Here is a 24568-nt window from a genome sequence, read left to right on the forward strand (position 1 = left end):
ATTCTTTTTTGTGATTAAAAGATCTGGAGTGCCTTTGCCTGAAAGGATTAACGATGACTGAGATCGCAAAGCGTGCAAGATATCGGTGTTGAGCGACAGCCGAAGATAATAAGCCGATCAATCGCACAGCTTTCTAGGTATGAGAAACGGCATAATTCATCTGCCTGATAACTAACGCACATTTTTCACTGGAGACTTTGTTATGCGTTTGATGCCATCTGCTGTCGCCACTGCTGTGGTAGCCGGCTTATTTGCCGCCTCTGGCAGTGCCTTTGCCGACACCATTAACCTACGTGTGATTGAAACCACCGACATTCACACCAACGTGATGGATTATGACTACTACAAAAACAAACCGTCACAAAAAATCGGCTTGGTTCGCGCCGCCACCGTGGTGAAACAAGCGCGTGATGAAGCAAAAAACGCACTATTGGTGGATAATGGTGACCTGATTCAAGGCAGCCCGATGGGCGACTACATGGCCAGCAAAGGCATTAAACCCGGAGAAGTACATCCGGTATATAAAGCGATGAACTTGCTCAATTATGAAGTGGGTAACATCGGTAACCATGAATTCAACTACGGCTTAGCATTCTTAAAAGAGTCGATTAACGACGCCAACTTCCCGTATATCAACGCCAACGTGTTCGATGCAGAGACTGGCGAGCATTACTTTGACCCGTATTTGATTAAAGAATACCAACTCAAAGATGAAGACGGTGACAGCCATACCATCAAAGTCGGCTACATCGGCTTTGTGCCGCCGCAGATCATGACTTGGGATAAAGCCAACCTTGAAGGCAAAGTGATCGCCAAAGACATTAAACAAACCGCTGAAAAGCTCGTCCCAGAGATGAAAGCCAAGGGTGCTGACGTGGTGGTGGCAATCCCACACTCTGGTATCTCCCAAGCGCCGTATAAAGCGATGGCTGAAGATTCCGTGTATTACCTCACCGATGTCGACGGCATTGATGCCATTGCCTTTGGTCACTCGCACGCGGTATTCCCTGGCGAGGACTTTGCCAATATTCCCGGCGCGGATATCGAAAAAGGCACCATCAATGGCGTGGCCAGTGTGATGGCTGGCCGCTGGGGCAGCCACGTGGGGGTGATTGATCTCGCCCTCGAACAAGTGGACGGTCAATGGCAAGTCACTGATAGCAACGCGCATGCGAGACCCATTTTTGACCGCGCCAACAACAAGGCATTGGTTGAAGCCGATAAGGCGATGCTTGATGCGGTAGAAGCCGATCATAAAGCCACACAAGATTTTGTGAATCAACCAATCGGCAAAGCCAATGATGTGATGTACTCTTATTTGGCATTGCTACAAGATGACCCAACCGTACAAATCGTCAATCTCGCTCAACAAGATTATGTCGAGCGCATGATCCAAGGCGACCCAGATTTGGCCGATCTTCCGGTTGTCTCTGCCGCTGCGCCCTTTAAGGCCGGTGGACGCAAAAACGATCCGAGCAACTTTACGGAAGTGGAAGCCGGTCAACTGACCTTCCGCAACGCCGCCGATCTTTACCTATATCCGAATACCTTGGTGGCGCTGAAAGTCTCTGGCGCCGAACTCACCCAATGGCTGGAGTGCAGCGCCGGCCAGTTTAATCAAATCGATCCAAACGCAGCGCAGCCGCAATCGCTGATCAACTGGGACGGTTTCCGCACCTATAACTTTGACGTGATTGATGGGGTGGAATACCAAATTGATGTCACCCAGCCCGCGCGTTACGACGGCGATTGTAATGAAGTGAACCCAGAGGCATCACGGATCGTCAACCTCACCTATCAAGGCAAGCCGGTTGATCCCGAGCAAACCTTCTTGGTGGCGACCAATAACTACCGTGCGTATGGGGCGAAGTTCCCGGGCACCGGCAGCGATCATATTGCCTTTGCCGCGCCGGATGAAAACCGCACCGTGGTCGCCAACTACATCAGTCGCGTGAGTGAAGAGGAAGGTGAGGTGACCGTTAGCGCTGACAATAACTGGTCGATTGCCCCGATTAAGGGAGATGCCGTGGTGAGCTTTGAAACCTCCCCGAGTGAGCAAGCAGCGCAGTTTATTGAGCAAAAAGGCCGCTGGTCGATGACGCGAGAAGGAAAAGATGAGGTCGGCTTTGCCGTTTATCATGTTGATTTAGGCCAACCTCGCCAATAATTAACACAGAAAGATAAATAGCCTTTGAATACCGCAGCCTGTCTGCGGTATTTTTTATGTTCAATCAAGAGGAAATGACATGGAATGGCAACAGGCAACCTTTGACGCGCTGGATACGCGCACTTTATTCACACTGATGAAATTGCGTGTCGATGTGTTTGTGGTTGAGCAAGCCTGCGCCTATCCAGAGCTGGACACGCACGATACGGCGCCAGATACTGTGCATTTAATGGGCTGGCTGAACGGAGAGCTCGCCGCCTATGCCCGTATTCTCGCCCCCGGGGCAAGTTACCTAGGGAGCAGTATTGGCCGCGTGATCATTGCACCCACTCATCGCAATGGGCAATGGGGTCATCAGCTGATCCGCCAAGCCATTCAAGTATGCCAACAGCAATGGCCCGCGCAAAACATCGAAATAGGCGCTCAAGCACACCTACAGCGCTTTTACCAAAAGCATGGTTTTGTGACCTTTTCCGACGTTTACTTAGAAGACGGTATCCCACATATCGATATGCGCTTATCAGTCAGTGAGACGTCTGCCGTTTAAGCAAAAAAAAATCCCGCTCAAGGAGCGGGATTCATTGTCATGAAGCGTGCGCGATCGTTTCGCGATTATTTTGTCAGGCGGAAACGCTGCATAGTGCTTTGCAGTGATTGCGCCAATTGGCTCAATTCGCTACAGGCTTGCGCAGTTTGATCGGCGCCACCCGCCACTTCTTGTGCTGAATCATTGATGCGCTCGATATTGCGACTGAGCTCATCCGCCACTGAGTCTTGCTCACCACAGGCACTGGCGATCTGCATGCCCATATCAGCAATGTTCTCAACCGAGGTTTCGATGCCACGTACCAATTGCTGCGCCTGATCGCCCTGCTCCACACATTGCTCAATGCTTTCACAGCTTTGGGTGGTGGCGTTGCGCGCTTGGGTTGCAAACTGCTGCAGTTTCTCAATGATAGTGGTGATTTCACCGGTCGAATCTTGCGTCCGGCCCGCGAGGGTACGCACTTCATCGGCAACCACCGCAAAGCCACGGCCCGACTCTCCGGCACGTGCCGCTTCAATCGCTGCGTTCAAGGCCAACAAGTTGGTTTGCTCAGCGATATCACGAATCACATCCACCACCATGTTGATTTGTTTCGACTGCTGATCCAATTCATTCACAGTATCGCCGGTTTGACGCATGTCCTCGGCAACTTTACGAATCGAGGCCACCATACCGTCAATGTCTTGTGCGCCCATGCGCGACTGTTCACTCGCTTCATTGGCCGCGGTGGATGAGCTCTCGGTGTTCTGCGCCACATCCGCCACGGTGGCTTTCATTTGCGCCATCGCGGTCGCCACTTGCGACACTTCGTGTTGCTGATTTTGCATCCCCGTCGAGGTTTGGCTAGAAACCGCACTCACTTCTTCTACCGCACTGCTCAATTGAGTGACCGCGGCAATCACTTCTTCAATCAAGCTACGCAAGCTATCTTGCATGGCGATACTGGAGTCGGCCAATTTACCCATTTCATCATTACCAATCTGGCTACGATCCAACTGGTAAGTCAGGTCGCCCTTGGCAATCGCAGACGACTGCTCCATCACCAAGCGTAGCGGATTGATAATCGCGCGGGTGAAGATAATCGCGACCACAATCATAAAGGCAATCACCGCAAACAATACCCCGATAATGGTCATGCTCACCGTAGACACTTGATTCAGCATGGAGGTGCGGTTTGAGGTAATAAACCCTTGGGTAAGCTCAGACATTTCTTTAAGCGATTTATCCAACTGGCCAAAGGTGCCGAACGAGTTCGACAGGATTTTTTGCGCCGCGGTCAGTTGTCCCGCTTCGACCCTGTCCGGAAAGGCACTGAGCTCTTGATTGTATTGGTCCCAGTGATTTTGAATACGAGTAAAAATAGCACGCTCGTTGTCGTACCAAAGGCTTTCTTCATAGGCATCAAGCGCGCGGCTATAATCGCGCTTCATGACATCGATTTCACCCAAGATTTCACGTCGTTCTGCCGGATCACTAAAGGTGAGAACCGCATACTGATCTTGACGAATACGTATTATCTCTTCATTGAGTCGCTCGATCTCAAGCACTGCGGGGAGGGTATCGTCCGTAAAGTTCAGCATATTATCGCGCATGCCGCTGACTTGGGTATAGATATAAAACCCAAAGATCACCACAGCGATACCAATCAGGGAAAAAGCCGCCGTAAACTTTTTACCAATAGATAGATTTTTCAACATGGAAAAGCGAGTCCTCAACAAATTAGTGATTAGCGTGTTAATGCCTAGACATCCATGTTGAGGCGGGCTTGCGTGTCTGTCCTACACAGCGGCACGAATACTAGCACAAAAAATAACCAAAGTGTGATGAAAGACTCATTATTTTTGCAAAAAGTCTGTCATACAATGATGGCTGATTGTGTAAGCATTCTTGCCCTGAACAGCAACTTATCCCTTTTCCGCCCCAATGGTGTAGCGTATTCGGCTCTATTGACCGATTTATAAAAAGTAGATCAAAAATCATCCGGCAGCGACTTTAATCACACATCAAGTAGAAAAAAGACAGAACAAGGCTGAGATAAAGAGAGGTTGACTACCGAAAGCACCCTGTTACCAGTGCTTTCGGTTGGGCTCGTGGCGTCAAAAGACTAGCGTTGGCGAGCAAAACCGCCATCAGACAAACGGAAATAGAGTACCGATTGCCCTTTCTCGGTTTCGATTTGCAGAATATCTAACGCACCACTCTGTGTACGTTTAAAGCGGATCCACTGTCCTGGCTGGATGCGACTAATCGGCTTTCCCTCACCTTCAATATTGGCAATCGCATACAGATCGGTTAACGCTAGATCGTAGCGACGAAAGACTTTGGCCAGCGTGTCACCGGGCTCAATTTGATGGCTCACCCAAGGGCTATTTTCTTTTTTTTCAGCTTTTTGAGTCGCAGGCTCAGCAGTTGACGCCGCGACTGACGAATCACTTTGCGACGCTGACGATACATTCGCCCCTGTATTCAGGGCGACGGGTTGACGAGTTTGGGGCGAGGGGGCTTTGGGCGAGGGACTAGGAAGCACAGCCAACACCAATACAGTCGGGATAAGCACCATCAATAGGCGTCGGTGTAAAGCCGGTAGGCGTTGCCAACCCTGCTTTAGCCCCGTCAAACCATGTAGGCTTTTTACGCTAGGACGGTTTTCCCATCCCGCTGTGAGTTTCTCTCGCCATCCAGCACGCAGTTTGTTCCAGTATGAACGCATTGCTGTTAACTTCATTGCCACTCCGCGCATGTTTTGTTGTTTTGTCCTCATCTTGGACGCCTTATTGGCACAAAAGTTTACCCACGAAACCATCACCTGTTATCCTTTCACACTTTATTGACGCAAAAAAGAGAGACGTTATGTCTGACGTACAACTGGAAACTGTCGAGCAGAAGGCGAGCTATGGCATCGGCCTACAAATGGGCCAACAGCTTGCCGGTAGCGGCCTAGAAGGCTTACATGTTGATGCCATTGCAAAAGGCATCAGCACCGCGCTGGCTGGCCAAATGCCAGAGATTGAAATTGACGACATCAATAACGCATTGCGTGAGCTTCACACAAAAGCGGAAGAAGTTCGTCAAGAGGCTGCAAAAGCACAAGCAGCAGAAGGCGATGCCTTCTTGGCAGACAATGCCAAGCGCGAAGGCGTCACCGTGACAGATTCAGGTTTGCAGTACGAAGTACTGGTACAAGGTGACGGTGAAATTCCAACCAGCGATAAGCAGGTGCGTGTTCACTACCATGGTCAATTGATTGACGGCAGTGTATTTGATAGCTCAGTCACACGTGGTGAGCCGGTTGAATTCCCGGTGACTGGCGTGATTAAAGGTTGGATTGAAGCCCTGCAAATGATGCCAGTTGGCTCTAAGTGGAAGTTGTATGTGCCACAAGATCTCGCCTATGGCGAGCGTGGTGCGGGCGCAGCCATTCCTCCGTTTGCCGCCCTTGTCTTTGAAGTTGAGCTACTCGACATCCTGTAATCGCTGACTGAATACAAGCGCCAAGTCAGGAATGAAAAAAGCGATGCCTCGGCATCGCTTTTTGTCTTTTAATCCGGCGTTATTGCACGTATTCACGTGGGTTCACCGCGCCCCACCAGCTATAGATTTCTGGGAAAATCACATCCGCATTGGTCTCATACTCCACTGCACCAATGGTTTTATCCCCTTGCTGACCGAATAGCACCACCTCATCGTTGGGGGCCACTTGATCCGCAATATCAGTAATATCAACCATAATAGTGTTCATTGACGCAACGCCGACAACAGGCACGCGATGCCCCTGAATGAGCACATCGGCATCATTACCCATTTTACGGGGGAAACCATCCGAATAGCCGACCGGTAAATTGGCCAGAATAGAATCGCGCTCCAAGGTATAAGTGCTGTCATAACCAACCGTGCTGCCCGCGGGTAAATGATGCACAGAGGCCACCTTGGTCTTAAAGCTCATGATGGGCGGAAACTCCCGGTTGGTTGGCTGATCGCCATACAGCGCCCCACCAGGGCGAACCATATCAAAATGACCCTCTGGCACGTTTAAAGTGACAAACGAGTTCGCGGCATGCAGCAAGACATCTTCACGCTTCAAGTCTGCCTGTTCAATCAACCACTCACTGTTGGTTTTAAATTGTCCTAACTTGCTGCGCACATAATCGGCTTCGTAGTTAGGAAAGTGCGTCATGATACCGACCACGTTAAAACGCGGGTCAGTGGCAATATCCAACGCGACTTGCTTACCCGACTCCTCGTTCATCTCGATGCCATTGCGGCCCATTCCACCGGCATTAAACGCCATATGGACTGGAATGGTAATATCATGTTTCTCGGCAAGCTGACGCATTTGTTCGGCTTGCTCTGCCGACCCAATCAGCTCTTGCATATTCAATGCTAATGCGCTCTCCATTTCCTGTAAGGTCGCGGTGCGCACACGCATGATCTCGCCGGTAAAACCGCCTTCACGCAAGGTCCGCGCTTCTTCATTGCTAGCAATGCCAACACAATCAATGCCACTGGCAATCACAGTAGGTAAAAGACCAGCAATACCATTGCCATAGGCATCGGCTTTCATGACCACACAAATCTTGGTGCCTTCGCTGACTTTCTGCTGCACACGTTGAATATTGTCGCCAAAGGTGGAGGTGCTCACTTCTAGCCAGCCGTTGCCATGCCCCATATAACGATTGCCGGTATCAGGCGTCGACGGCGTAGGCGAGGAGTAATCCATGACGGCGGGTGCCCCAAGGGCAACGACACCGGCGACGGCAAGCGCCACTAAAGAGAATTTTTTGTTCATAAGCTTCACTGTTGGTCACATAAATGGAGCATCCGTGACGTGTTAAATAAAAGCTGACCGCTTTTATTTATGCCTCCTGGCAATGCGCGCTGTTTATATCACAGAACACTTCACGGCTGACGAGTCACTCAATAAAAAAAGATAGACAAGTTCCGCGTGTTTGAACAAAAAAACGCCACCCTAGGGTGACGTTTGAGAGAAGCGTTGTCGCAGACAAGACTCAACACGCTATATGCCAGCGCCATCATTCAAGTCATCTTCGTGCAATCCACATTCGCGTTTTAAGCCAAAAAAGCGTGTTTGTTCATCTCGCATACCTGGCTCCAAGCGCTGGGTGGTATGCACATCCCCTACCGACACATAGCCTTGGTCTCGCAAGGGATGATACGGCAAATCATGCTCGCGCAAGTAGTCGTCCACCGCTTGGTTCGACCAATCAATCACGGGCAAGAACTTAAATACTCCATGCTGGACACTGAGTATCGGCAGATTGGCGCGAGAGTCTGATTGACCCCGGCGCAATCCCGACAACCAGGTGCCGGCGTTTAGCTCTCGCAACGCGCGCTTCATCGGCTCGACTTTGTTGATGTGATTGTATTGGGTGATCCCCTCCACCCCTTGCTCCCACAGTTGGCCATAACGCGCTTCCTGCCAAGCGGGGCTAAGTGCGGCGCGATACACCCGTAAGTCCAAATCCAACCTTGTGGTTAAGGTATCGATAAACCGATAGGTCTCTGCAAACAAGTAACCCGTGTCGGTTAAAATCACTGGAATATCCGACTTCACCTGGCTGACCAAGTGCAGCATCAATGCCGCTTGCACCCCAAAGCTCGACGAGAGGACAAACTGCCCTTCAAGGTGCTCTAACGCCCAGGCGACACGCTCAGATGCCGAGAGTGCCTCCAAGGTGGCATTCACCTCCGCCAATGCCAAGGCTTGCTGGCTTTTATTCATCGCGGCAATGTCAGCTAAGGCCAACGTCGCGTTAGTTTGAACGGTTTCAGGCATAAAAATCCCTCTTAGATACATGCACGGGAGCAATCACCTCGCGGCGGATCAAGAAATCACCAAAGTGCTCACCCGCTTCGCGCTCTGTCGCCCAGCGACCAATCAACTGATCCAATTCTTCAAGGATCTGACGATCGGTGATGTTCTCTTTGTACATTTTGGGGATGCGGGTACCTTCCCAATTCCCACCTAAATGCAAGTTGTAACGACCCGGCGCTTTACCCACCAAACCCACTTCTGCCAACATGGCTCGGCCACAGCCGTTCGGGCAACCGGTTACACGCAGTACAATCGGATCATCTTGCACCTGATGTTTTTGCTGAATTTTCTCCACTTCCGTGACAAAGTCCGGCAAGAAGCGTTCGGCTTCAGCCATCGCCAGTGGACACGTTGGGAAGGAGACACACGCCATCGAGTTGGTGCGCTGCACACTGTGTTCGTCATTAATTAAACGGTAACGGCGCGCTAACGCCTCAATCTCGTCTTTTTGCGCTTCCGGGATCCCCGCGATGATCAGGTTTTGATTCGCGGTCATGCGGAAATCGCCCTGATGAACTTTAGCTATCTCCGCCATGCCGGTTTTGAGTGGTTTTTCTGGCGTATCACGCAAACGACCATTTTCGATAAACAGGGCGAGGTGGTATTTACCGTCAATGCCTTTGGTCCAGCCTAAGCGATCGCCGCGTCCGGTAAAGGTATACGGGCGGCTTGGCGCAAAACTCACACCGGCGCGCTTTTCCACCTCCGCTTTGAACACATCCGCACCAACGCGATCAAGTGTGTACTTGGTTTTCGCATTTTTACGGTTTGAGCGGTTTCCCCAATCACGTTGGGTGGTGACCACGGCTTCCGCGATCTTCAGTGTATGCTCAAGCGGAATAAAGCCAAAGTCATCCGCGCGACGCGGGTAGGTGTTGGTATCACCATGGGTCATGGCAAGCCCGCCACCTACCAGAACATTAAACCCAACCAGTTGGCCCTTCTCGGCAATGGCAACAAAGTTGAGATCGTTGGCGTGCACATCCACGTCGTTTTGTGGCGGGATCACCACCGTGGTTTTGAACTTACGTGGCAGATAACGCTCACCCAAAATCGGCTCTTTGTCTTGGCTGCCTTCGACTTTTTCACCGTCGAGCCAAATCTCTGCGTAAGCGCGGGTTTTAGGCAGCAAGTGCTCGCTTATCCGCTTTGCCCAATCATAAGCTTGCTGATGGAGCTCTGACTCCACCGGGTTGGACGTACATAATACGTTGCGGTTCACATCCCCAGCGGTGGCAATCGAGTCAATGCCATATTCATTCAAGGTCTGGTGCATGAGCTTGATGTTAGGCTTAAGGACACCATGAAATTGAAAGGTTTGTCGAGTGGTCAGGCGAATACTGCCATAGAGCGAGCTTTCACGGGCAAACTTATCAATCGCCAGCCATTGCTGGGGCGTAATGATCCCGCCCGGCATCCGCGCACGCAACATCACATTGTGCAAAGGCTCCAGTTTTTGTTTTTGTCGCTCGGCACGGATATCGCGATCATCTTGCTGATACATACCATGGAAGCGGATCAGCTGGAAATTATCATCCGTGAATCCGCCAGTGATCGGATCATCCAAGTCTTGATCAATGGTGCCACGCAAGTAATCACTTTGCTCTTTCAAACGCTCGTTATCAGCTAGTGGGCCCAGTGTATCGCCCGCAAATTTCTGCTCACTCATTAGTACACATCCCTTTGATAGCGCTTATCTTTGCGCAATTCATTAATAAAGGCTTCCGCTTGCTCACGGCTTTGCTGGCCCTGTGTTTGGGCTATCTCGATTAAGGCTTCATGAACATCTTTCGCCATTTGATTGGCATCACCACACACATAGATGTAAGCGCCGTTCGATAGCCATTGCCATACCGCCTCAGCACGCGCGAGTAACCGGTGCTGGACATAGACTTTCTCAGCCTGATCGCGGCTAAAGGCCACATCCATCCGCGTCAGCAGGCCAGATTTAAGGTATTGCTGCCATTCAACCTGATAAAGAAAGTCGTCGGTAAAGGTGCGATCGCCAAAGAACAGCCAGTTATCACCCTTTGCCTCTCGTTGCTCTCGCTCTTGCAAGAAAGCACGAAATGGCGCAATGCCAGTACCGGGGCCAATCATAATAATGGGGGTGTCATCACTGGTTGGCAGCTTGAAGTTATCGTTGTGCTCAACAAACACCTTGACCGTCTCGGCCACTTCAGCGCGGTGGGCGAGAAAGCTCGAAGCGCCGCCTTGGCGTGATTCTCCGCTCTCATGCTGATAATCCACCAGCCCGACGGTAAGGTGCACTTCGTCCTCCACTTCCGCTTGGCTAGAGGCGATCGAGTACAAACGCGGCGTGAGCCGACGCAATATCGATTGAAACTGCTCGACATTCAGGTTGACGTCCGCCAGTGCCAGCACATCAATCAGCTGAGTGCGATTAGCAAACTCGCGCAATGCGGCTTTGTCTTCCGTCAATGCGGTGAGTGTATCGCTCTCAGATAACGCTGCCAGCGCACTGACCTGCTGTGGGTTAGAGGCGGTGATCTCATAGTGGGCAATTAGCGCGTCTCGCAACGAGAGGCTGTCACCGTCGATATCGACGGTTTCATCGCCACGCAGACCCACCTTGGCGACGATGCTGTCCACCAGTTCGGGATCATTTTGATACCACACCCCCAAAGCATCGCCTGGCTGATATTCAATGCCGGATTCATCCAGATCCAGCTCAACATGATAAACCGCTTTATCTGAGCCTCGTCCGGTAATGCGCTGGCAGGTGAGTAGCTCAGCGGTATAAGGCGACTGTTTGGTGTATTTTGCTTGCGCGGTGGCTTGATGAAGCGGCACTACCTGCGCATCACCACTGGCCTTAAATTGTTGCTTCACCTCGGCTAAGGTTTGCTCTCGCCAAGCACTGGCCGTGGCTTCATAATCCACATCGCAATCAAGGCGGGCAACCATCGGCTTGGCGCCAAGCTTTTGCAAAAAGGCATCAAAGTCTTTCCCCGTCTGGCAGAAGTACTCATAACTCGAGTCTCCCAAGCTCAAGACGGCATAATGAAGATGATCCAGTTTGGGGGCTTTTTTCGATTGCAAAAATTCATGTAACTCAATGGCGTTATCGGGCGGCTCGCCTTCACCATTGGTGGAAGCAACAATCACAAGATGGGTTTCTTTGCCCAGTTGCTTGCCTTTGTAGTTATCTGCTGCAACCAATTTGGCCGGGATCCCAGCCGCTTCCGCTTCCTGATGCAGCGCCTCCGCCACGCCTTTAGCATTGCCGGTTTGTGACGCATACAAAATAGTTAGGGTATGGTTGGGAGCAGAACTGGCTTGTGGCATAGCATTGGGTGCCGCCGCTTCACCAGCAGGTGTTTGGCTTAACCCCCAAAAATAACCACTGATCCAGGCCAGTTGCTGCGGTGACAACTCCGCCACTGCTTGTTGCAACTGGCCTATCTGCTGATCATTGAGCGGGCTGGTTAACCCGGAGAGATCCTTGAGTAACATGGTGACGACATTCCTTGCTAACATTGCGTGAATGCTAGCGTACCCTCACCAATTAATAACAATAAAGAATAGATGTGAATGTTTTATAACTTTTTGTAAGGTAGGTGCGCAGCGGCGTGTCATTGAGCGGGAACATAACGTTAGTCAGCAATACGAACTTGCTGAAAACCAATCTCAAGCGCATTCAACGTCGCTTGGTCAATATCGGTAAAGCATTGCTCAATCCCTTCAGCATTGGTAAGCGCCATTAAACCACCACCGGTGTGGCGACACTCAACAACCCACCCCTCGCTATCTAACGAAGGCTCAACAACCGCCTCAATCAAAAGCTGCTGACGGTATAAAGCACGTAGCTGTTCGGCTGTCATGATGCTTTGCCCACTGAATTGGATCACTTATTGAGTTTAGTCTCAGATAAGAAAAGCTGCCATGCAGGAGGCTTGATGAGCAGAGGCGATGTTGTCACCGCCTCCGCATTGAGGTGGTCTCTATTAAAAGAAACCCAATGGATCAATGTCGTAGCTAACGAGTAAGTTCTTCGTTTGTTGATAGTGACCCAGCATCATTTTGTGTGTCTCCCGCCCGATCCCTGACTTTTTGTAGCCGCCAAACGCCGCGTGTGCAGGATAAAGGTGATAGCAGTTTGTCCAGACCCGCCCTGCTTCAATCGCACGTCCGACACGATAGGCGCGGTTCATATCACGGGTCCAAAGCCCTGCACCCAACCCGTACTCGGTGTGGTTAGCAATCGCTAAAGCTTCCGCCTCATCTTTAAAGGTGGTCACCCCAATCACCGGCCCAAAGATCTCTTCTTGGAACACCCGCATATTATTATGGCCCTCCAGTAGGGTCGGCTGCACATAATAGCCGCCGCCCAAATCCTGGTGACTACCGCCAATTAATACCTTCGCGCCCTCTTCTTGCCCGACCTTCAAATAGCTCATGATCTTATCAAACTGTTCGTCTGATGCTTGCGCCCCGACCTGGGTCTCGGTGTCGAGCGGATTACCCTGTTTTATCGTGCCTGCGCGCTCAATCACGCGTGCGATAAAGTCGTCATAGATACTTTCCTGGATCAGCGCGCGCGACGGACAGGTGCACACTTCGCCTTGGTTGAAAAAGCCAAGCAACAGGCCTTCTACCGCTTTATTGATATATGCTTCTTCTTGCTGCATCACATCTTCAAAATAGATGTTGGGGGATTTACCGCCCAGCTCAACGGTTGAAGGAATGAGGTTTTCTGCCGCGCAACGTAGAATGTGATGACCCACTGGCGTAGAGCCTGTGAACGCCAGTTTGGCAATCCGAGACGACGTCGCAAGCGCTTGGCCCGCCTCTGCGCCATAACCATTGACCACGTTAACCACACCAGCAGGCAGCAGATCGCCAATCAACTCCATCAATAGCAAGATGGTCGTCGGGGTTTGCTCCGCCGGCTTGAGTACCACGCAGTTGCCCGCCGCCAAGGCCGGCGCAAGCTTCCATGACGCCATCAGTAAGGGGAAGTTCCACGGAATGATCTGCCCCACAACACCTAAAGGCTCGTAAATATGATACGCCACTGTACCCGCATCCAGCTCCGCCGCAGTACCTTCTTGGGCGCGAATACAACCGGCAAAGTAACGGAAATGATCGGCGCAGAGAGGAATATCCGCCGCCAAGGTTTCACGTACCGCTTTACCGTTTTCCCAGGTTTCCGCCACGGCGAGCATTTCGAGGTTCGCTTCAATCCGATCCGCTATTTTTAACAAAATATTGGCCCGATCAGTGACAGAGGTTTTCCCCCATGCATCTTTCGCGCGATGCGCCGCATCCAGTGCCAGATCCACATCGTCGCTACTTGAGCGCGGCACTTCAGCAAGGGTTTCGCCAGTGCACGGTGACGTATTGGCAAAATACTGCCCTTTCACCGGCGGCACCCAATCACCTCCAATAAAGTTTTGATAACGCGACTTAAAGCTAACCACTGACCCATCTGTTCCTGGTTTTGCGTAGATCATACTCTTTCCTTATTCCGTGTTTGAGTAGATGGCGGAGCACGTACTGCTCTCTCCTTGCCGTTATTGCTCAAAAAGCGTGGCAGAGTTTTTAATGGCTGGGTATTAGRCGAAAGTCGCAGTGAGACATGGGCAACAGAAGCGAATAGGCAGAATCTTCAGGTATAAAAAAACCGCGCATGTGCGCGGCTTTTACGCGTTGCCTTGACGCTCAACCGATTAAAAGTCGAGTTCTGCACCGACAAAGAAGCCAGTCACATCAAGCTCTCCGTCATTATTGTCAAAGTAGTCGAAGTCATGGTCGATCATGCGATAACCGCCTCGCACGTTCAAATCAGCGGCCACTAAACCTAACTGATATTGCAAGCCCGCTTCGGCATCCAAGGTGCTGGTGCCATCAAACTCGCCTTTGCTCACGGTGGCAAATACAAATAAAGGCGTGCCGACTAGACCTACACGTGCATCGGCATAAATGTTCGGTTGCCACTCGTCAAAGCTTTGCCCTTGAAACTTGCCAGATTGGAAACGCTGCATATTAATGCCCGCATCCACCGACACGAGATCGTTATCGAGAAACTCGTAATAGGCAACAAAGTCGATTTGGTCAAAATCAACATCAGGGTTATCCACGCTCACCGAGGTTTGGCGGATTTTCGCATTGGGGATCAATGGTAACGGATGCTCAATCGCCGCATAATAAGAGCCAGCAGTGCTCGCATCATCGGCTTCTACATTATTGACGTCAGCATCCATAAACCAGGCATCCGCCCCTACTTTACCGCCTGCCAAGGTATCTGCCTGAGCGGGCATGGCCAAAAACGCAGTGAGCGCTGCGGCAGCAAGCGTCATTGAAGTGGTTTTCATGAAACTCTCCACATTGTCGATTAAAAAAGGTCGTCACGCGGAGGCGGCAAAGCCATGCCTTGTCGCCGATTGCTTAGAATAATAGCAAGCTTTGTGCCGAGGTGAAGAGAAAAACCCGCAACGGCGTATGTTTGCTGTGTCGACGCGCAAATTTTGTGCGCTTAACGGCGACGGAATCGTGCCCAGCGCTTTTCGTTGATAATCACTTCAGGCTCACCTTTGCGGCTGCGACGCTGGCGTTTAACAAGCCACACAACCAAGGCGATCACCAACAGCCATGGTAGTAGCTTAAGCAGCGTACCTATCATCCCGGCCAACATCATCACGGCAAAGCCGGCCAGCATGGCCAGCACCATGCCCATGATGCTTACGCCTGTCATAAACAATACAACAGCAAAGCCAATCAGAAAGAGTATTTCGATCATTGCGATCTCCTTGTCTTGATAGCGAGACAGACTTTGCAGGTTTCAGGCCAATTTGTCACTCTATATTTTCTCATTAATTCAATGGATTACAGCGTTGCCTTCAGGTCTCCATGAAGGTGCGGTTATATTTTCACCAATAATTGGTGCTTTTCACCGGTTCAGGCATCAAGCCATTGCTCAGGGATATGGCTCATTGCGGTGGTCAGTACCTCAACACCCGCACCCGGCTTGTGCGCATTCTCGCTGATATAGCGGCGCCATTGCCGCGCGCCTGGCATATTTTGGAACAGACCTAACATATGGCGGCTAATATGGTTGAGTTGCGCCCCTTGAGTGAGCTGCTGTTCAATGTATGGGAACATCGCCTCGACTGCTTGGCGACGTGTAATGCGAGGGGTTGTCTTGCCAAATAAACGCTGATCGACCTCGGCCAACATAAACGGGCTCTGATAAGCTTGGCGGCCGACCATCACGCCATCAAGATGCGCTAGGTGCTGTTCCGCTTCCTCAAGGCTTTTCACCCCGCCATTGATGGCAAGTGTGAGGTGCGGAAAATCTTTTTTAAGCTGATAAACACGCGGGTAATCCAGCGGCGGGATCTCCCGATTTTCTTTGGGACTCAGCCCTTTTAGCCACGCCTTACGTGCATGCACGGTAAACATATCACAACCACTCTTTTCACTGACGGTACCCACAAAGTCAGTCAAAAATTCGTAGCTGTCTTGCTCATCAATACCAATGCGGGTTTTCACCGTAATAGGCACATCGGTCACTTCGCGCATGGCAGCCACACACTGCGCCACCAGCTCAGGCTCAGCCATTAAGCACGCCCCAAAACGCCCGTTTTGCACCCGATCCGACGGGCAACCAACGTTGAGGTTAATTTCATCATAACCACGCTCAGCCGCCAGTTTGGCGCATGTTGCCAAGTCCGCCGGATCCGATCCCCCCAGCTGCAACGCCACCGGATGCTCCTGTTCGTTGTAGGCAAGGTAATCGGCCTTACCATGAATGATCGCGCCTGTGGTGACCATCTCAGTAAACAGCAAAGTGTGTTCTGATAGTAAGCGATGAAAATACCGGCAGTGGCGATCGGTCCAATCGAGCATAGGCGCAACAGAGAAACGCTGCATCACCGTTTTAGGCGTCACATCAGGGCTGGCGGCGGTTTTGCTGGGGTTAGTCATGGTCTCGAATCTCTGCAAATTACGTTAAACGACAGTCGTTTTCGACAGGCGGTACGCCAATAGTACGCCTCAGAGCAGAGGAACAAATATAGACGAACACCCGCGAATGCCTTAAATACTGAAAAGCACCACCTGTAGATACACGCAACAGGCGGACGCGGATTATACACAGAGTGCCCAAGACATTTAAGCAGAATCCACATGCAGTAACGTGAGCAAACAAGCCTCCCTGTGAGTGAGAAACCAACGTTATCGGCTAAAAGGTGTCAGCAAAGATTAGTGGTAACATTGATATGTTCTTGAATAAGCGGAGTGTTTGAGGTCACACAGAGCGTACCAAACAATACTTAATCCGCACGCTGCGAATGATTTAGCTTGGGCGCAATGCGCTAGGCATTACCGATTTGCGCTATCACGATTTACACCGCGAGGGCGCCAGCCGACTATTGGAGAAAGGCTATTCAATAGAAGAAGTGGCACAAGTAACTGGCCACCGGAACCTGAACGTGCTGTGGACGGTGTACACGGAGTTGTTCCCTCATGAGCTGCATGAAAACTGACGTGGCTATAAAAATCCATATCACTTATAAACATGTATTTTACACTAGCTAACCAGTTTGTAATGCAAACACAATTTCTTATATTCCAATTGAATTCGATGAAGGCGTAAATCATCCGTAACATTTTTATCATCATCCGTTATAGCCTTACGAATCTCCTTCGCATGACTGTTAACGTTAAAATCTGAATATTGATTTTTATTAGTTGCATATGGCTCGGGCATAACCCACTCATTAAATGAACTTTTAACGCTTACCAGAAAAGCATGATGGGAAAAAAACTCCACTGAGAAAAAAGCCAATTTAAAATCTTAATACGTTTAAAAAATGGAAAGTGATAGCTATTGTATAGTCTATCAACCTCTTGAATGGCAACAATATAGTTTTGCATTTTTATATTGATTTCATCCTTAGCAAGAAAAGGAAAATTTTTATCACTAGCACTGCAAGAAACCATTATTCCATGAAGTTTCTCCCTTGCATCTTTAATTTCCTGGTTTAATAACGTACGTGCATTACTCTTTGCATTTTGCTTAGCGGTAAAAAACCACCCTAGGACAGCAATTATGAAGGCGATCCACCAAGTCATTTTTGGCTCTCCATACCTTTAAGTTCATGGTTAATATATTCAGTCACCTCTTCAATAACTGACGGATCTTCATGAGAAACTAAATTCTCTTTCAGAAAATCAATCATATCCAACGTTAAAAAGTCATGCTTTACTATTTCATCTCCATTTGGATGTTCGGTTTTGGGGTGAGATGGCATAGCGCGTACAACACCGCCAAATATCTCCTCCAAGAATGAGGAACCATAACCAAGGACCCCATCAAAATTAATTGAAACTTTAGAATCTTTTTCAAGAGATTTAATAAGAAATCTCTCTCGAAACTCTTCTCCACTATTAGGTCCAATATGTATGTAACGTGGCCCAGGATATCTCGTAAAATCAGCAATATTTAAATATAACATAAGTCACTCATTAATATCGGTTAAGGGAATAGACATATAAATTAGCGTTCCATCCAATCCTGTATTAAAATCGCGTAGAGTTAGCTTGTTGGGCTCAGGGGTTGAAGCGTCTAACATCAGAGAACCTTTACCAGACATAATCAGTATCTTCCCTTTTAACTCTTTAATAGCCTTCCGTAGATCAGCACCACCGTGTCCTCGATTATCATATTTAGTGTATCTAGAAAGTCTCTTACGAACATCTTTAATGTTTATCATACCTTGCAAATAGTGGCTATCTTTAGTGCCAGAGGCTGTAGAAACTTTCAATAGCTTCCTAATGATATTCCACACTTCTTTAGCCTTCCCGTGTTCCAGAGTATACGGGATACCGACTCCTAAGTCAGCAACCGCAATAGCTAAATGTCCTTCTATGATAGCAAATAAGCACCGCGTTTTGTTGTACTTCAAGCCTTTATCGCGCATAAAAGCTTTGTCGTAAGCATGCTCGGGGCAGTTGTTCACAGCCTCGATCAGCACCTTCCATATTTGAGAACGCTGAGCCGGCGATATATCAGGAACTTTTTCACACACATTTTCTAATATTTTTCCAACTAGCTCAGAGTCATTGACAAAAGAAATAGTTTCCCAAACTTTTAGGTTAGGAGGAGCGACTGTATGAAAAACAGGTGCTTTACGAGTTCCTAGTCGTTCATAAAGTTTCAAGTGATTAAAAACATGATTCGGTTGAGCTGTATGATGACAACCATTCCCAGGCGTGGGCTTAATCTTTCTTGGATACTTTATTTTTATATTACATCCTGGGTAAACTTCTTGAAACATCTCTATATATGAAAAAAGAAAAACGCATCCACTTGGATCAACTTTCTCAACCCCCTCAAAATTCAGTAAAATATCGCAGCGCCCCTCACTGCTTTTTAAAAAAGCATTAATTTTACTAAAGAACTCAAGAGCACACTTTCTATCTTTATCTTTCACAGGCGCCACTGTTAAAGTGGTAGCGAAAAACTTAAATTTTTCAACCCTACCCCTACATTTATTAGCATGAACCGCCCTTGAACCATTAGCCTTGGAAGTGAAACAAGACTTCTTTCTCGAACCCAATTGTATTTTTTACTATCACTATTCAAATATCGAGAGTATATTCTTCTCGACCAACGTTTTCTCGCAATGCTTTTAACTTTTGACTTTTCCACGCTCACTCCTTGTAGAACAGTAAGTCACGGGCATTTCTTATTATCCCTACAAACCAACTAGCTATAAAAAAGATTAACTTATTGCACAGTCAACTACTTCACCCGTCTCAATGAAGTGAAGAAACTCCGGCTCATTGATAATCATCACACCCTGAGAGCGTGCTTTTTCCAGTTTTTTGGGGCCAGCATTGTAGCCATAACACAAGACATTTAGATGTTTAGTTACTTCACCGCGAACTTTCATGTTGGCTGATTTAGCCAATTCACTAAGGCGCGCTTTATCGTCTTTTTTGAAGCCCGTAAAGTGAACGTCAAAGGTGTCTACTGGTTTAGGTGCAGGACGATTAAAGTGGATGTTTTCGGGCGAGTTTATGAACTCTTGTAAAGAGTGTTCAGCTTTAGCCAGCTCGGCAAGGCTTTCATAGCTTTCGACAATGCAGTCTTTACGGTAGGTTCTAAAGTAAGTATCACCGTCAACTTCGGCCATACCTTGGTAATGTTCTTTAGACTCAGACCAATCAAAAAGACGTACCGCACTAAGGTTCATACGCTGAGAGCAGTAAATAAAGTAAAGTTCGTTAGCTTCCATTGCTTTTATCTCCCTAAACCAACTGACAAAAGCGCCTCTTTGTGCGCTGAGCCACACTCAACTGTACTATATGTCAGTAACTTATACCCCTACCACTTTCTCATTTTGCATACACGCTCAGTCCAAAAGCATCGTCAGTTCTTTCTCTGACTTGCTGCGAAAGCCGAAAGTATTTCTCTGCCACTAAGTAGCTGATCACCGCCTCTTTTTGTCGGTCGCGAAATTGGTTTACCCATTGATGAGCATTGTTGATGATCGCTTGTGCTTCATGCGGATGGGTGAGGTAGTAGTCGATGACTGCCTCTAGGTTGGAAAAATCGGCGTTGACCTCGGCATAGTGGACTCCAGGGATTAATTGGCCCTCCATAAACCAAGTTTCATATTCCATTGGGGGTGACAAGCAAAGCGAGTTGGAGGACATTATCCATTTTAAGTTGGTGGCAACGTCTTTCCCTTCCACACTGAGAATAAACTTATGCTGTAGCTGCGCTTGCGGTGTCAGCGGGGCTTTTCGATAGGCTTGGTCAGTATCATTCACGGGGCGTGTATCCCCGACATCAATGGTTGGATGCGTGTAAAAGCGCTGAAGAAGCTGGCGGCGCTTGTGATTGAAGCAGCGCCCACGCCATACCGCGCTATCGCGTTTTTGCCCAAACGGCACAGGATCATTAATAAATTGGAAGTGACGCACCGCGTTGAGCTTGAGCAGGACGGCGTTTTGATTGTCGCCATGAATCGGTCGGCTTTTCACGAATGCTGGCGTGGGCGGCGGTTGTGTCACATCGCCGCCTAAGTAATGCAGAAACAAACCATTTGGGAACCAGCGCATTACCCGCAATATATCGAGAAAATATACCGAGCCTTGATCTTGTCTCACACGGCCCGTCTGATGATCGCAATATTGCTCAGACAAACAAAATGGCGCATTCAAACGGTTATAGTAGCTGACGCGCTGGTCGATATCGGATTGATGTTGCTGATAAGTGGGGAAAAGTTGCCTGCGCATCCAAGTGCGATACCAATCATTAGGGATCGCATTGAGTGCCAAGTTATAACTATAGTAGCGGAGTTTATTCACGGCCTTGCTCCGTCAATCCATATGCAGGAAAGCCTAGTTGAGCAAGATGACGAGGGTATGAAATGGGCGAGAGAGCCGAACGATGTGCTCTCTCGCGACAAGACTTATTCGATGGTGAATTTGCCTTTCATCACAGTCCAGTGGCCTGGGAATGAGCAGAAATAGGTTAAGTCTTTGCCTTGCAAACCTTCGGTTGAGAAGGTGATGGTGGTGCTTTCACCGCCGCCAATCAGCTTAGTGTGTGCCAAGATGCGATCGTCGCCTTGTGGCAGATAGTCGTTATCTGCGCCGGCACCGGCGCCTTTCATGGCGATATCTTGCAGGTTAGACGTTTCCGACAGCACCCAGTTGTGGCCCATAGAGGTCACAGGCATTGAGCCTTGATGCTCCAGCGTTAACGTGACTTCGCTGCAGCTTGCTGGTACGGACAACGATGACTGGTCGTAGGCCATTTTATCGCCGGTGGTGACAGTTAACTCACACTCATTGGCAGCCGCTTGCGTTGAAACAGACGCGAACGCCAGGGCGGCGAGGGCTAACAGTTTTTTCATCGGTACATACTCCTATTATGGATGTAAAGGTATGTTTTTAATGCCTGTGGCACGCTGTCATCATACTGACATGACAGCGCAAAACAGTTAGCCGATTCAAAAATCGACTGATTGGTTTTTATTTTTACTTCTATCATTACTGTAGGGTAACTGATCGCGATCAAGTGATATTGGACTACCTATTTACACTTGTGGCAAAGCGCATAGGATGACGATAGGTGGGGTGCGATGTTATACAGCTATGGTAATATAACTGACTGACTGTTAGCACTTTGAGGCGCTATGACCAACACCACTGGGTTACTGCACCGCGCACAGCAGCTTTGCGAGCAACGCGGCGTGCGATTAACGCCGCAGCGGACGCGCGTTTACGAGATTATCGCCAACTATTCACGTGCGATCACCGCCTATGAGCTGCTAGACGAGCTGCGTGAAACAGAGCCACAAGCCAAACCACCAACGGTTTATCGTGCGCTAGACTTTCTGTTAGCGCAGGGGTTTGTGCATAAGGTGGAGTCAACCAATAGCTATATCGCTTGTTGTCATCTTGGCCACCAGGGGCACTGCTCCCAACTGCTCATCTGTGATCAATGCGGCACCGTGGAAGAGTGTCACACTGAGGAGCTTTCTGAGGCGTTGCGTGAAAAGGCGCAAACAATGGGGTTTGAGGTCCAACATCACGTGATTGAAACCCATGGTACCTGCGCACAATGCCTAGCTCACTAATACTGAATTGATTAGGACGGACATTCTTTATGGAAGCACAATTCGTCAACCCGTTTCTTACTTCACTGATCAATGTGCTACAGACGATGGCACAGCTGGAAATCCAGCCAGAGAAGCCTCACTTGAAAAAGTCAGAGATCGCCAAAGGGGACGTTTCTGGGTTAATTGGCATGGTCGGCCCACAGACTAAGGGCTCCTTTTCCGTCACCTTTGATGAAGATATGGCGCTTGAAATCATGCAGCGTATGCTTGGAGAGCGGTCCGAGTCGATTGATGAAGAAGTGACGGATATGGTCGGTGAGATCACCAATATGGTGACAGGTGGTGCGAAGCGTATTTTGTCAGAAAAGGGCTTCGAATTTGAGATGGCGACCCCTGTGGTCGTATCCGGCAAAGGCCATACCATCAACCACAAAAGTGATGGGCCTGTGATCATCATGCCATTTAAATCCCCGCACGGCACTGCCTTTATTGAGATCTGCTTCGATCACTAAACAGACATACGTCGCAGACGGTCACGCGTTGTGCCAAAGGCGATAGCTCACTAGGCGGCCCCCAATGGTTGGACCCCAATAGTTGGCCCCAAAAATATAAAAACGCCGCGATAACCATCGCGGCGTTTGACTTTCTCAATCACGGTTCCGCTCAGTTTAGGCTTGGCGCCACTGCTTAAACGCGTTGATCAGGCCATTGGTTGAGCTATCGTGGCTTTCGACCTGCTGCGCATCACCGAGCTCAGGCAGAATGTTACTCGCCAGCTGTTTACCGAGCTCAACGCCCCACTGATCAAAGCTGAAGATATTCCAAATCACCCCTTGGGTGAAAATCTTGTGCTCATACATGGCAATCAGCGCGCCAAGTGTATAAGGGGTAATTTTCTCCACCAAAATCGAGTTGGTTGGACGGTTGCCTTCAAACACTTTAAATGGCGCAATCGCAGCCACGTCTTCGGCTGATTTGCCCGCTTGCGTCAACTCAGCTTCGACTTGCTCACGGCTCTTACCAAAGGCTAGCGCTTCAGTCTGGGCGAAGAAGTTCGCCATCAATTTGGCGTGATGATCGCCAATCGCATTATGACTGTGCACAGGAGCAATGAAGTCACATGGGATCAACTTGGTGCCTTGGTGGATCAGCTGGTAGAAAGCGTGCTGACCATTCGTGCCTGGCTCGCCCCAGATGATAGGCCCTGTTTGGTAGTCAACCGGGCGACCATTGCGGTCGACATACTTACCGTTTGATTCCATATTGCCTTGCTGGAAGTAAGCCGCAAAACGGTGCATGTATTGGTCATACGGTAAAATAGCTTCTGATTCCGCGCCGTGAAAGTTGTTGTACCAAAGACCAATCAGTGCCAACAAAACCGGCATGTTCTGTGCCATCGGCGCGGTTTTGAAGTGATTGTCCATTTGGTGCGCACCATCAAGCAGCGCGACAAAGTTGTCGTAACCTACACCCAAGCAGATAGACAGACCAATCGCCGACCACAGTGAGTAGCGGCCGCCAACCCAATCCCAGAACTCGAACATGTTGGCGGTATCAATACCAAAATTCGCCACGGCATCGGCATTGGTTGATAGCGCGGCAAAATGCTTCGCCACCTGGGTCTCATCCCCTGCTGCATTCATAAACCAGTCTCGCGCCGTGTGTGCGTTGGTCATGGTTTCTTGGGTGGTAAAGGTTTTTGACGCCACCAAGAACAAGGTGGTTTCCGGGTTAAGGTCTTTTAACGTCTCGGCCATATGGGTGCCGTCGACATTAGAGACAAAGTGCAGGTTAAGGTGATTCTTATACGGCGCCAACGCTTCAGTGACCATATAAGGACCCAAGTCTGATCCGCCGATACCAATATTCACCACATCGGTGATCGCTTTACCGGTATAACCTTTCCATTCGCCACTGATCACGCGCTCGGAAAAAGACTGCATCTGCGTCAGTACCGCATTAACCTTAGGCATCACATCTTCGCCGTCAACCATCACAGGCGTGTTGCTACGATTACGTAGTGCTGTGTGGAGAACCGCGCGATCTTCTGTACGGTTGATTTTCTCACCGCTAAACATTGACTCAATCGCTTCAGCTACCCCGGTTTCGTCGGCGAGTGCCAATAACTTGGTCAGCGTTTCTTCGCTGATCAAGTTTTTGGAATAATCCAACAGAATGCTGTCTTCGAATTGCGTTGAGAAGTGGGCAAATCGCTCTGGGTTATCAGCAAACAGATCAGCCAGTGTGTAGTCCTGCGCTTCTTCAAAATGGGCGGTCAGTGATTGCCACGCCACGGTCTGAGTGGGATTCGTTGTCTTTAGCATCATGTCATCCAAATCGCGTTGTGAGTGCTGCTGTGGGTATCACAGCAGGCAAGGATCCTGTATAACGTCAGCACCACCACGCTGTACGCAGCG

Annotated in this window: 23 protein-coding genes and 1 pseudogene; 6 read left to right on the forward strand and 18 right to left on the reverse strand. The window is 49.4% G+C overall.

Translation table 11 applies throughout. The features are described from left to right. Positions 1-202 precede the first annotated feature (202 nt). Positions 203-2167, forward strand: a complete 1965-nt coding sequence (gene cpdB / locus BZG20_RS09295; protein WP_046074310.1) for a 2',3'-cyclic-nucleotide 2'-phosphodiesterase — start codon at positions 203-205, stop codon at positions 2165-2167. A gap of 79 nt (positions 2168-2246) precedes the next feature. Continuing rightward, positions 2247-2714, forward strand: a complete 468-nt coding sequence (locus tag BZG20_RS09300; protein ID WP_077578818.1) for a GNAT family N-acetyltransferase — start codon at positions 2247-2249, stop codon at positions 2712-2714. A 65-nt stretch (positions 2715-2779) separates the two neighbouring features. On the opposite strand, the gene BZG20_RS09305 is transcribed toward BZG20_RS09300, so the two are convergent. Both BZG20_RS09305 and BZG20_RS09310 read right to left on the reverse strand, forming a co-directional pair. Beyond that, positions 2780-4411 carry a methyl-accepting chemotaxis protein gene (locus tag BZG20_RS09305; protein ID WP_077578819.1) on the reverse strand — a complete coding sequence of 544 codons (1632 nt, stop codon included), beginning with the start codon at positions 4409-4411 and terminating at the stop codon, positions 2780-2782. A 407-nt stretch (positions 4412-4818) separates the two neighbouring features. Then, positions 4819-5439, reverse strand: a complete 621-nt coding sequence (locus BZG20_RS09310; protein WP_198531472.1) for a LysM-like peptidoglycan-binding domain-containing protein — start codon at positions 5437-5439, stop codon at positions 4819-4821. A 125-nt stretch (positions 5440-5564) separates the two neighbouring features. Here BZG20_RS09310 and BZG20_RS09315 point away from each other — a divergent pair, with 125 nt between their 5' ends. Then, positions 5565-6185 carry an FKBP-type peptidyl-prolyl cis-trans isomerase gene (locus BZG20_RS09315; RefSeq protein ID WP_046074313.1) on the forward strand — a complete coding sequence of 207 codons (621 nt, stop codon included), beginning with the start codon at positions 5565-5567 and terminating at the stop codon, positions 6183-6185. Positions 6186-6264: 79 nt separating this feature from the next. On the opposite strand, the gene alr is transcribed toward BZG20_RS09315, so the two are convergent. From alr to dusA, 9 genes are all read right to left on the reverse strand, one after another. Then, complete coding sequence (gene alr, locus BZG20_RS09320; RefSeq protein WP_077578821.1) at positions 6265-7500, reverse strand: alanine racemase; 1236 nt, start codon at positions 7498-7500, stop codon at positions 6265-6267. A gap of 228 nt (positions 7501-7728) precedes the next feature. After that, positions 7729-8508, reverse strand: coding sequence for a phosphoadenylyl-sulfate reductase (locus BZG20_RS09325; RefSeq protein ID WP_077578822.1), 780 nt, complete (start codon positions 8506-8508; stop codon positions 7729-7731). Beyond that, complete coding sequence (gene cysI, locus BZG20_RS09330; RefSeq protein WP_077578823.1) at positions 8501-10216, reverse strand: assimilatory sulfite reductase (NADPH) hemoprotein subunit; 1716 nt, start codon at positions 10214-10216, stop codon at positions 8501-8503. The genes BZG20_RS09325 and cysI overlap by 8 nt, the downstream gene beginning before the upstream one ends. After that, positions 10216-12024, reverse strand: a complete 1809-nt coding sequence (locus BZG20_RS09335) for an assimilatory sulfite reductase (NADPH) flavoprotein subunit (RefSeq protein WP_077578824.1) — start codon at positions 12022-12024, stop codon at positions 10216-10218. The genes cysI and BZG20_RS09335 overlap by 1 nt, the downstream gene beginning before the upstream one ends. A gap of 140 nt (positions 12025-12164) precedes the next feature. Further along, complete coding sequence (locus BZG20_RS09340; RefSeq protein ID WP_046074318.1) at positions 12165-12392, reverse strand: hypothetical protein; 228 nt, start codon at positions 12390-12392, stop codon at positions 12165-12167. Between the two features lie 123 nt (positions 12393-12515). Beyond that, entirely contained in the window at positions 12516-14024 is a 1509-nt protein-coding gene (locus BZG20_RS09345; protein WP_077578825.1) for an aldehyde dehydrogenase family protein, read from the reverse strand. Positions 14025-14240: 216 nt separating this feature from the next. Then, positions 14241-14885 carry a TIGR04219 family outer membrane beta-barrel protein gene (locus BZG20_RS09350; RefSeq protein WP_046074319.1) on the reverse strand — a complete coding sequence of 215 codons (645 nt, stop codon included), beginning with the start codon at positions 14883-14885 and terminating at the stop codon, positions 14241-14243. 161 nt (positions 14886-15046) lie between these two features. Further along, entirely contained in the window at positions 15047-15310 is a 264-nt protein-coding gene (gene pspG / locus BZG20_RS09355; RefSeq protein ID WP_046074320.1) for an envelope stress response protein PspG, read from the reverse strand. A gap of 158 nt (positions 15311-15468) precedes the next feature. Beyond that, positions 15469-16497 (reverse strand): tRNA dihydrouridine(20/20a) synthase DusA, encoded by a 1029-nt coding sequence (dusA, locus tag BZG20_RS09360; RefSeq protein WP_074214095.1) that lies wholly within the window; start codon positions 16495-16497, stop codon positions 15469-15471. Positions 16498-16877: 380 nt separating this feature from the next. Between dusA and BZG20_RS09365 the strand changes: the two are divergent. Next, a pseudogene (locus tag BZG20_RS09365) lies at positions 16878-17057 on the forward strand (tyrosine-type recombinase/integrase); the annotation flags it as partial. Positions 17058-17310: 253 nt separating this feature from the next. Here BZG20_RS09365 and BZG20_RS09375 read toward each other — a convergent pair. From BZG20_RS09375 to azu, 6 genes are all read right to left on the reverse strand, one after another. Next, a complete protein-coding gene (locus BZG20_RS09375) occupies positions 17311-17646 on the reverse strand; it encodes a hypothetical protein (protein WP_077578827.1) in 336 nt (111 codons plus the stop codon). Next, positions 17643-18029: an STAS-like domain-containing protein gene (locus tag BZG20_RS09380; RefSeq protein ID WP_077578828.1), complete on the reverse strand. Its 387-nt coding sequence runs from the start codon at positions 18027-18029 to the stop codon at positions 17643-17645. The genes BZG20_RS09375 and BZG20_RS09380 overlap by 4 nt, the downstream gene beginning before the upstream one ends. A 3-nt stretch (positions 18030-18032) precedes the next feature. Then, positions 18033-19007 carry a hypothetical protein gene (locus BZG20_RS09385; protein WP_241829527.1) on the reverse strand — a complete coding sequence of 325 codons (975 nt, stop codon included), beginning with the start codon at positions 19005-19007 and terminating at the stop codon, positions 18033-18035. Between the two features lie 291 nt (positions 19008-19298). Beyond that, positions 19299-19814, reverse strand: coding sequence for a hypothetical protein (locus tag BZG20_RS09390; RefSeq protein ID WP_077578829.1), 516 nt, complete (start codon positions 19812-19814; stop codon positions 19299-19301). Between the two features lie 100 nt (positions 19815-19914). Next, positions 19915-20892: a glycosyl transferase family 90 gene (locus BZG20_RS09395; protein ID WP_077578830.1), complete on the reverse strand. Its 978-nt coding sequence runs from the start codon at positions 20890-20892 to the stop codon at positions 19915-19917. A gap of 104 nt (positions 20893-20996) precedes the next feature. Then, positions 20997-21443: an azurin gene (gene azu, locus BZG20_RS09400; RefSeq protein ID WP_046074360.1), complete on the reverse strand. Its 447-nt coding sequence runs from the start codon at positions 21441-21443 to the stop codon at positions 20997-20999. Positions 21444-21725: 282 nt separating this feature from the next. Between azu and zur the strand changes: the two genes are divergently transcribed. Together zur and BZG20_RS09410 are read left to right on the forward strand one after the other, a co-directional pair. Then, positions 21726-22169 carry a zinc uptake transcriptional repressor Zur gene (gene zur, locus BZG20_RS09405; protein ID WP_046074361.1) on the forward strand — a complete coding sequence of 148 codons (444 nt, stop codon included), beginning with the start codon at positions 21726-21728 and terminating at the stop codon, positions 22167-22169. A gap of 29 nt (positions 22170-22198) precedes the next feature. Next, complete coding sequence (locus BZG20_RS09410) at positions 22199-22663, forward strand: chemotaxis protein CheX (protein ID WP_046074362.1); 465 nt, start codon at positions 22199-22201, stop codon at positions 22661-22663. Between the two features lie 156 nt (positions 22664-22819). On the opposite strand, the gene pgi is transcribed toward BZG20_RS09410, so the two are convergent. Continuing rightward, positions 22820-24475 carry a glucose-6-phosphate isomerase gene (gene pgi, locus BZG20_RS09415; RefSeq protein ID WP_046074363.1) on the reverse strand — a complete coding sequence of 552 codons (1656 nt, stop codon included), beginning with the start codon at positions 24473-24475 and terminating at the stop codon, positions 22820-22822. Positions 24476-24568: the final 93 nt, after the last annotated feature.

This window comes from Salinivibrio sp. IB868 (assembly GCF_001995655.1).
In the GTDB taxonomy this organism is placed as follows: domain Bacteria; phylum Pseudomonadota; class Gammaproteobacteria; order Enterobacterales; family Vibrionaceae; genus Salinivibrio; species Salinivibrio siamensis.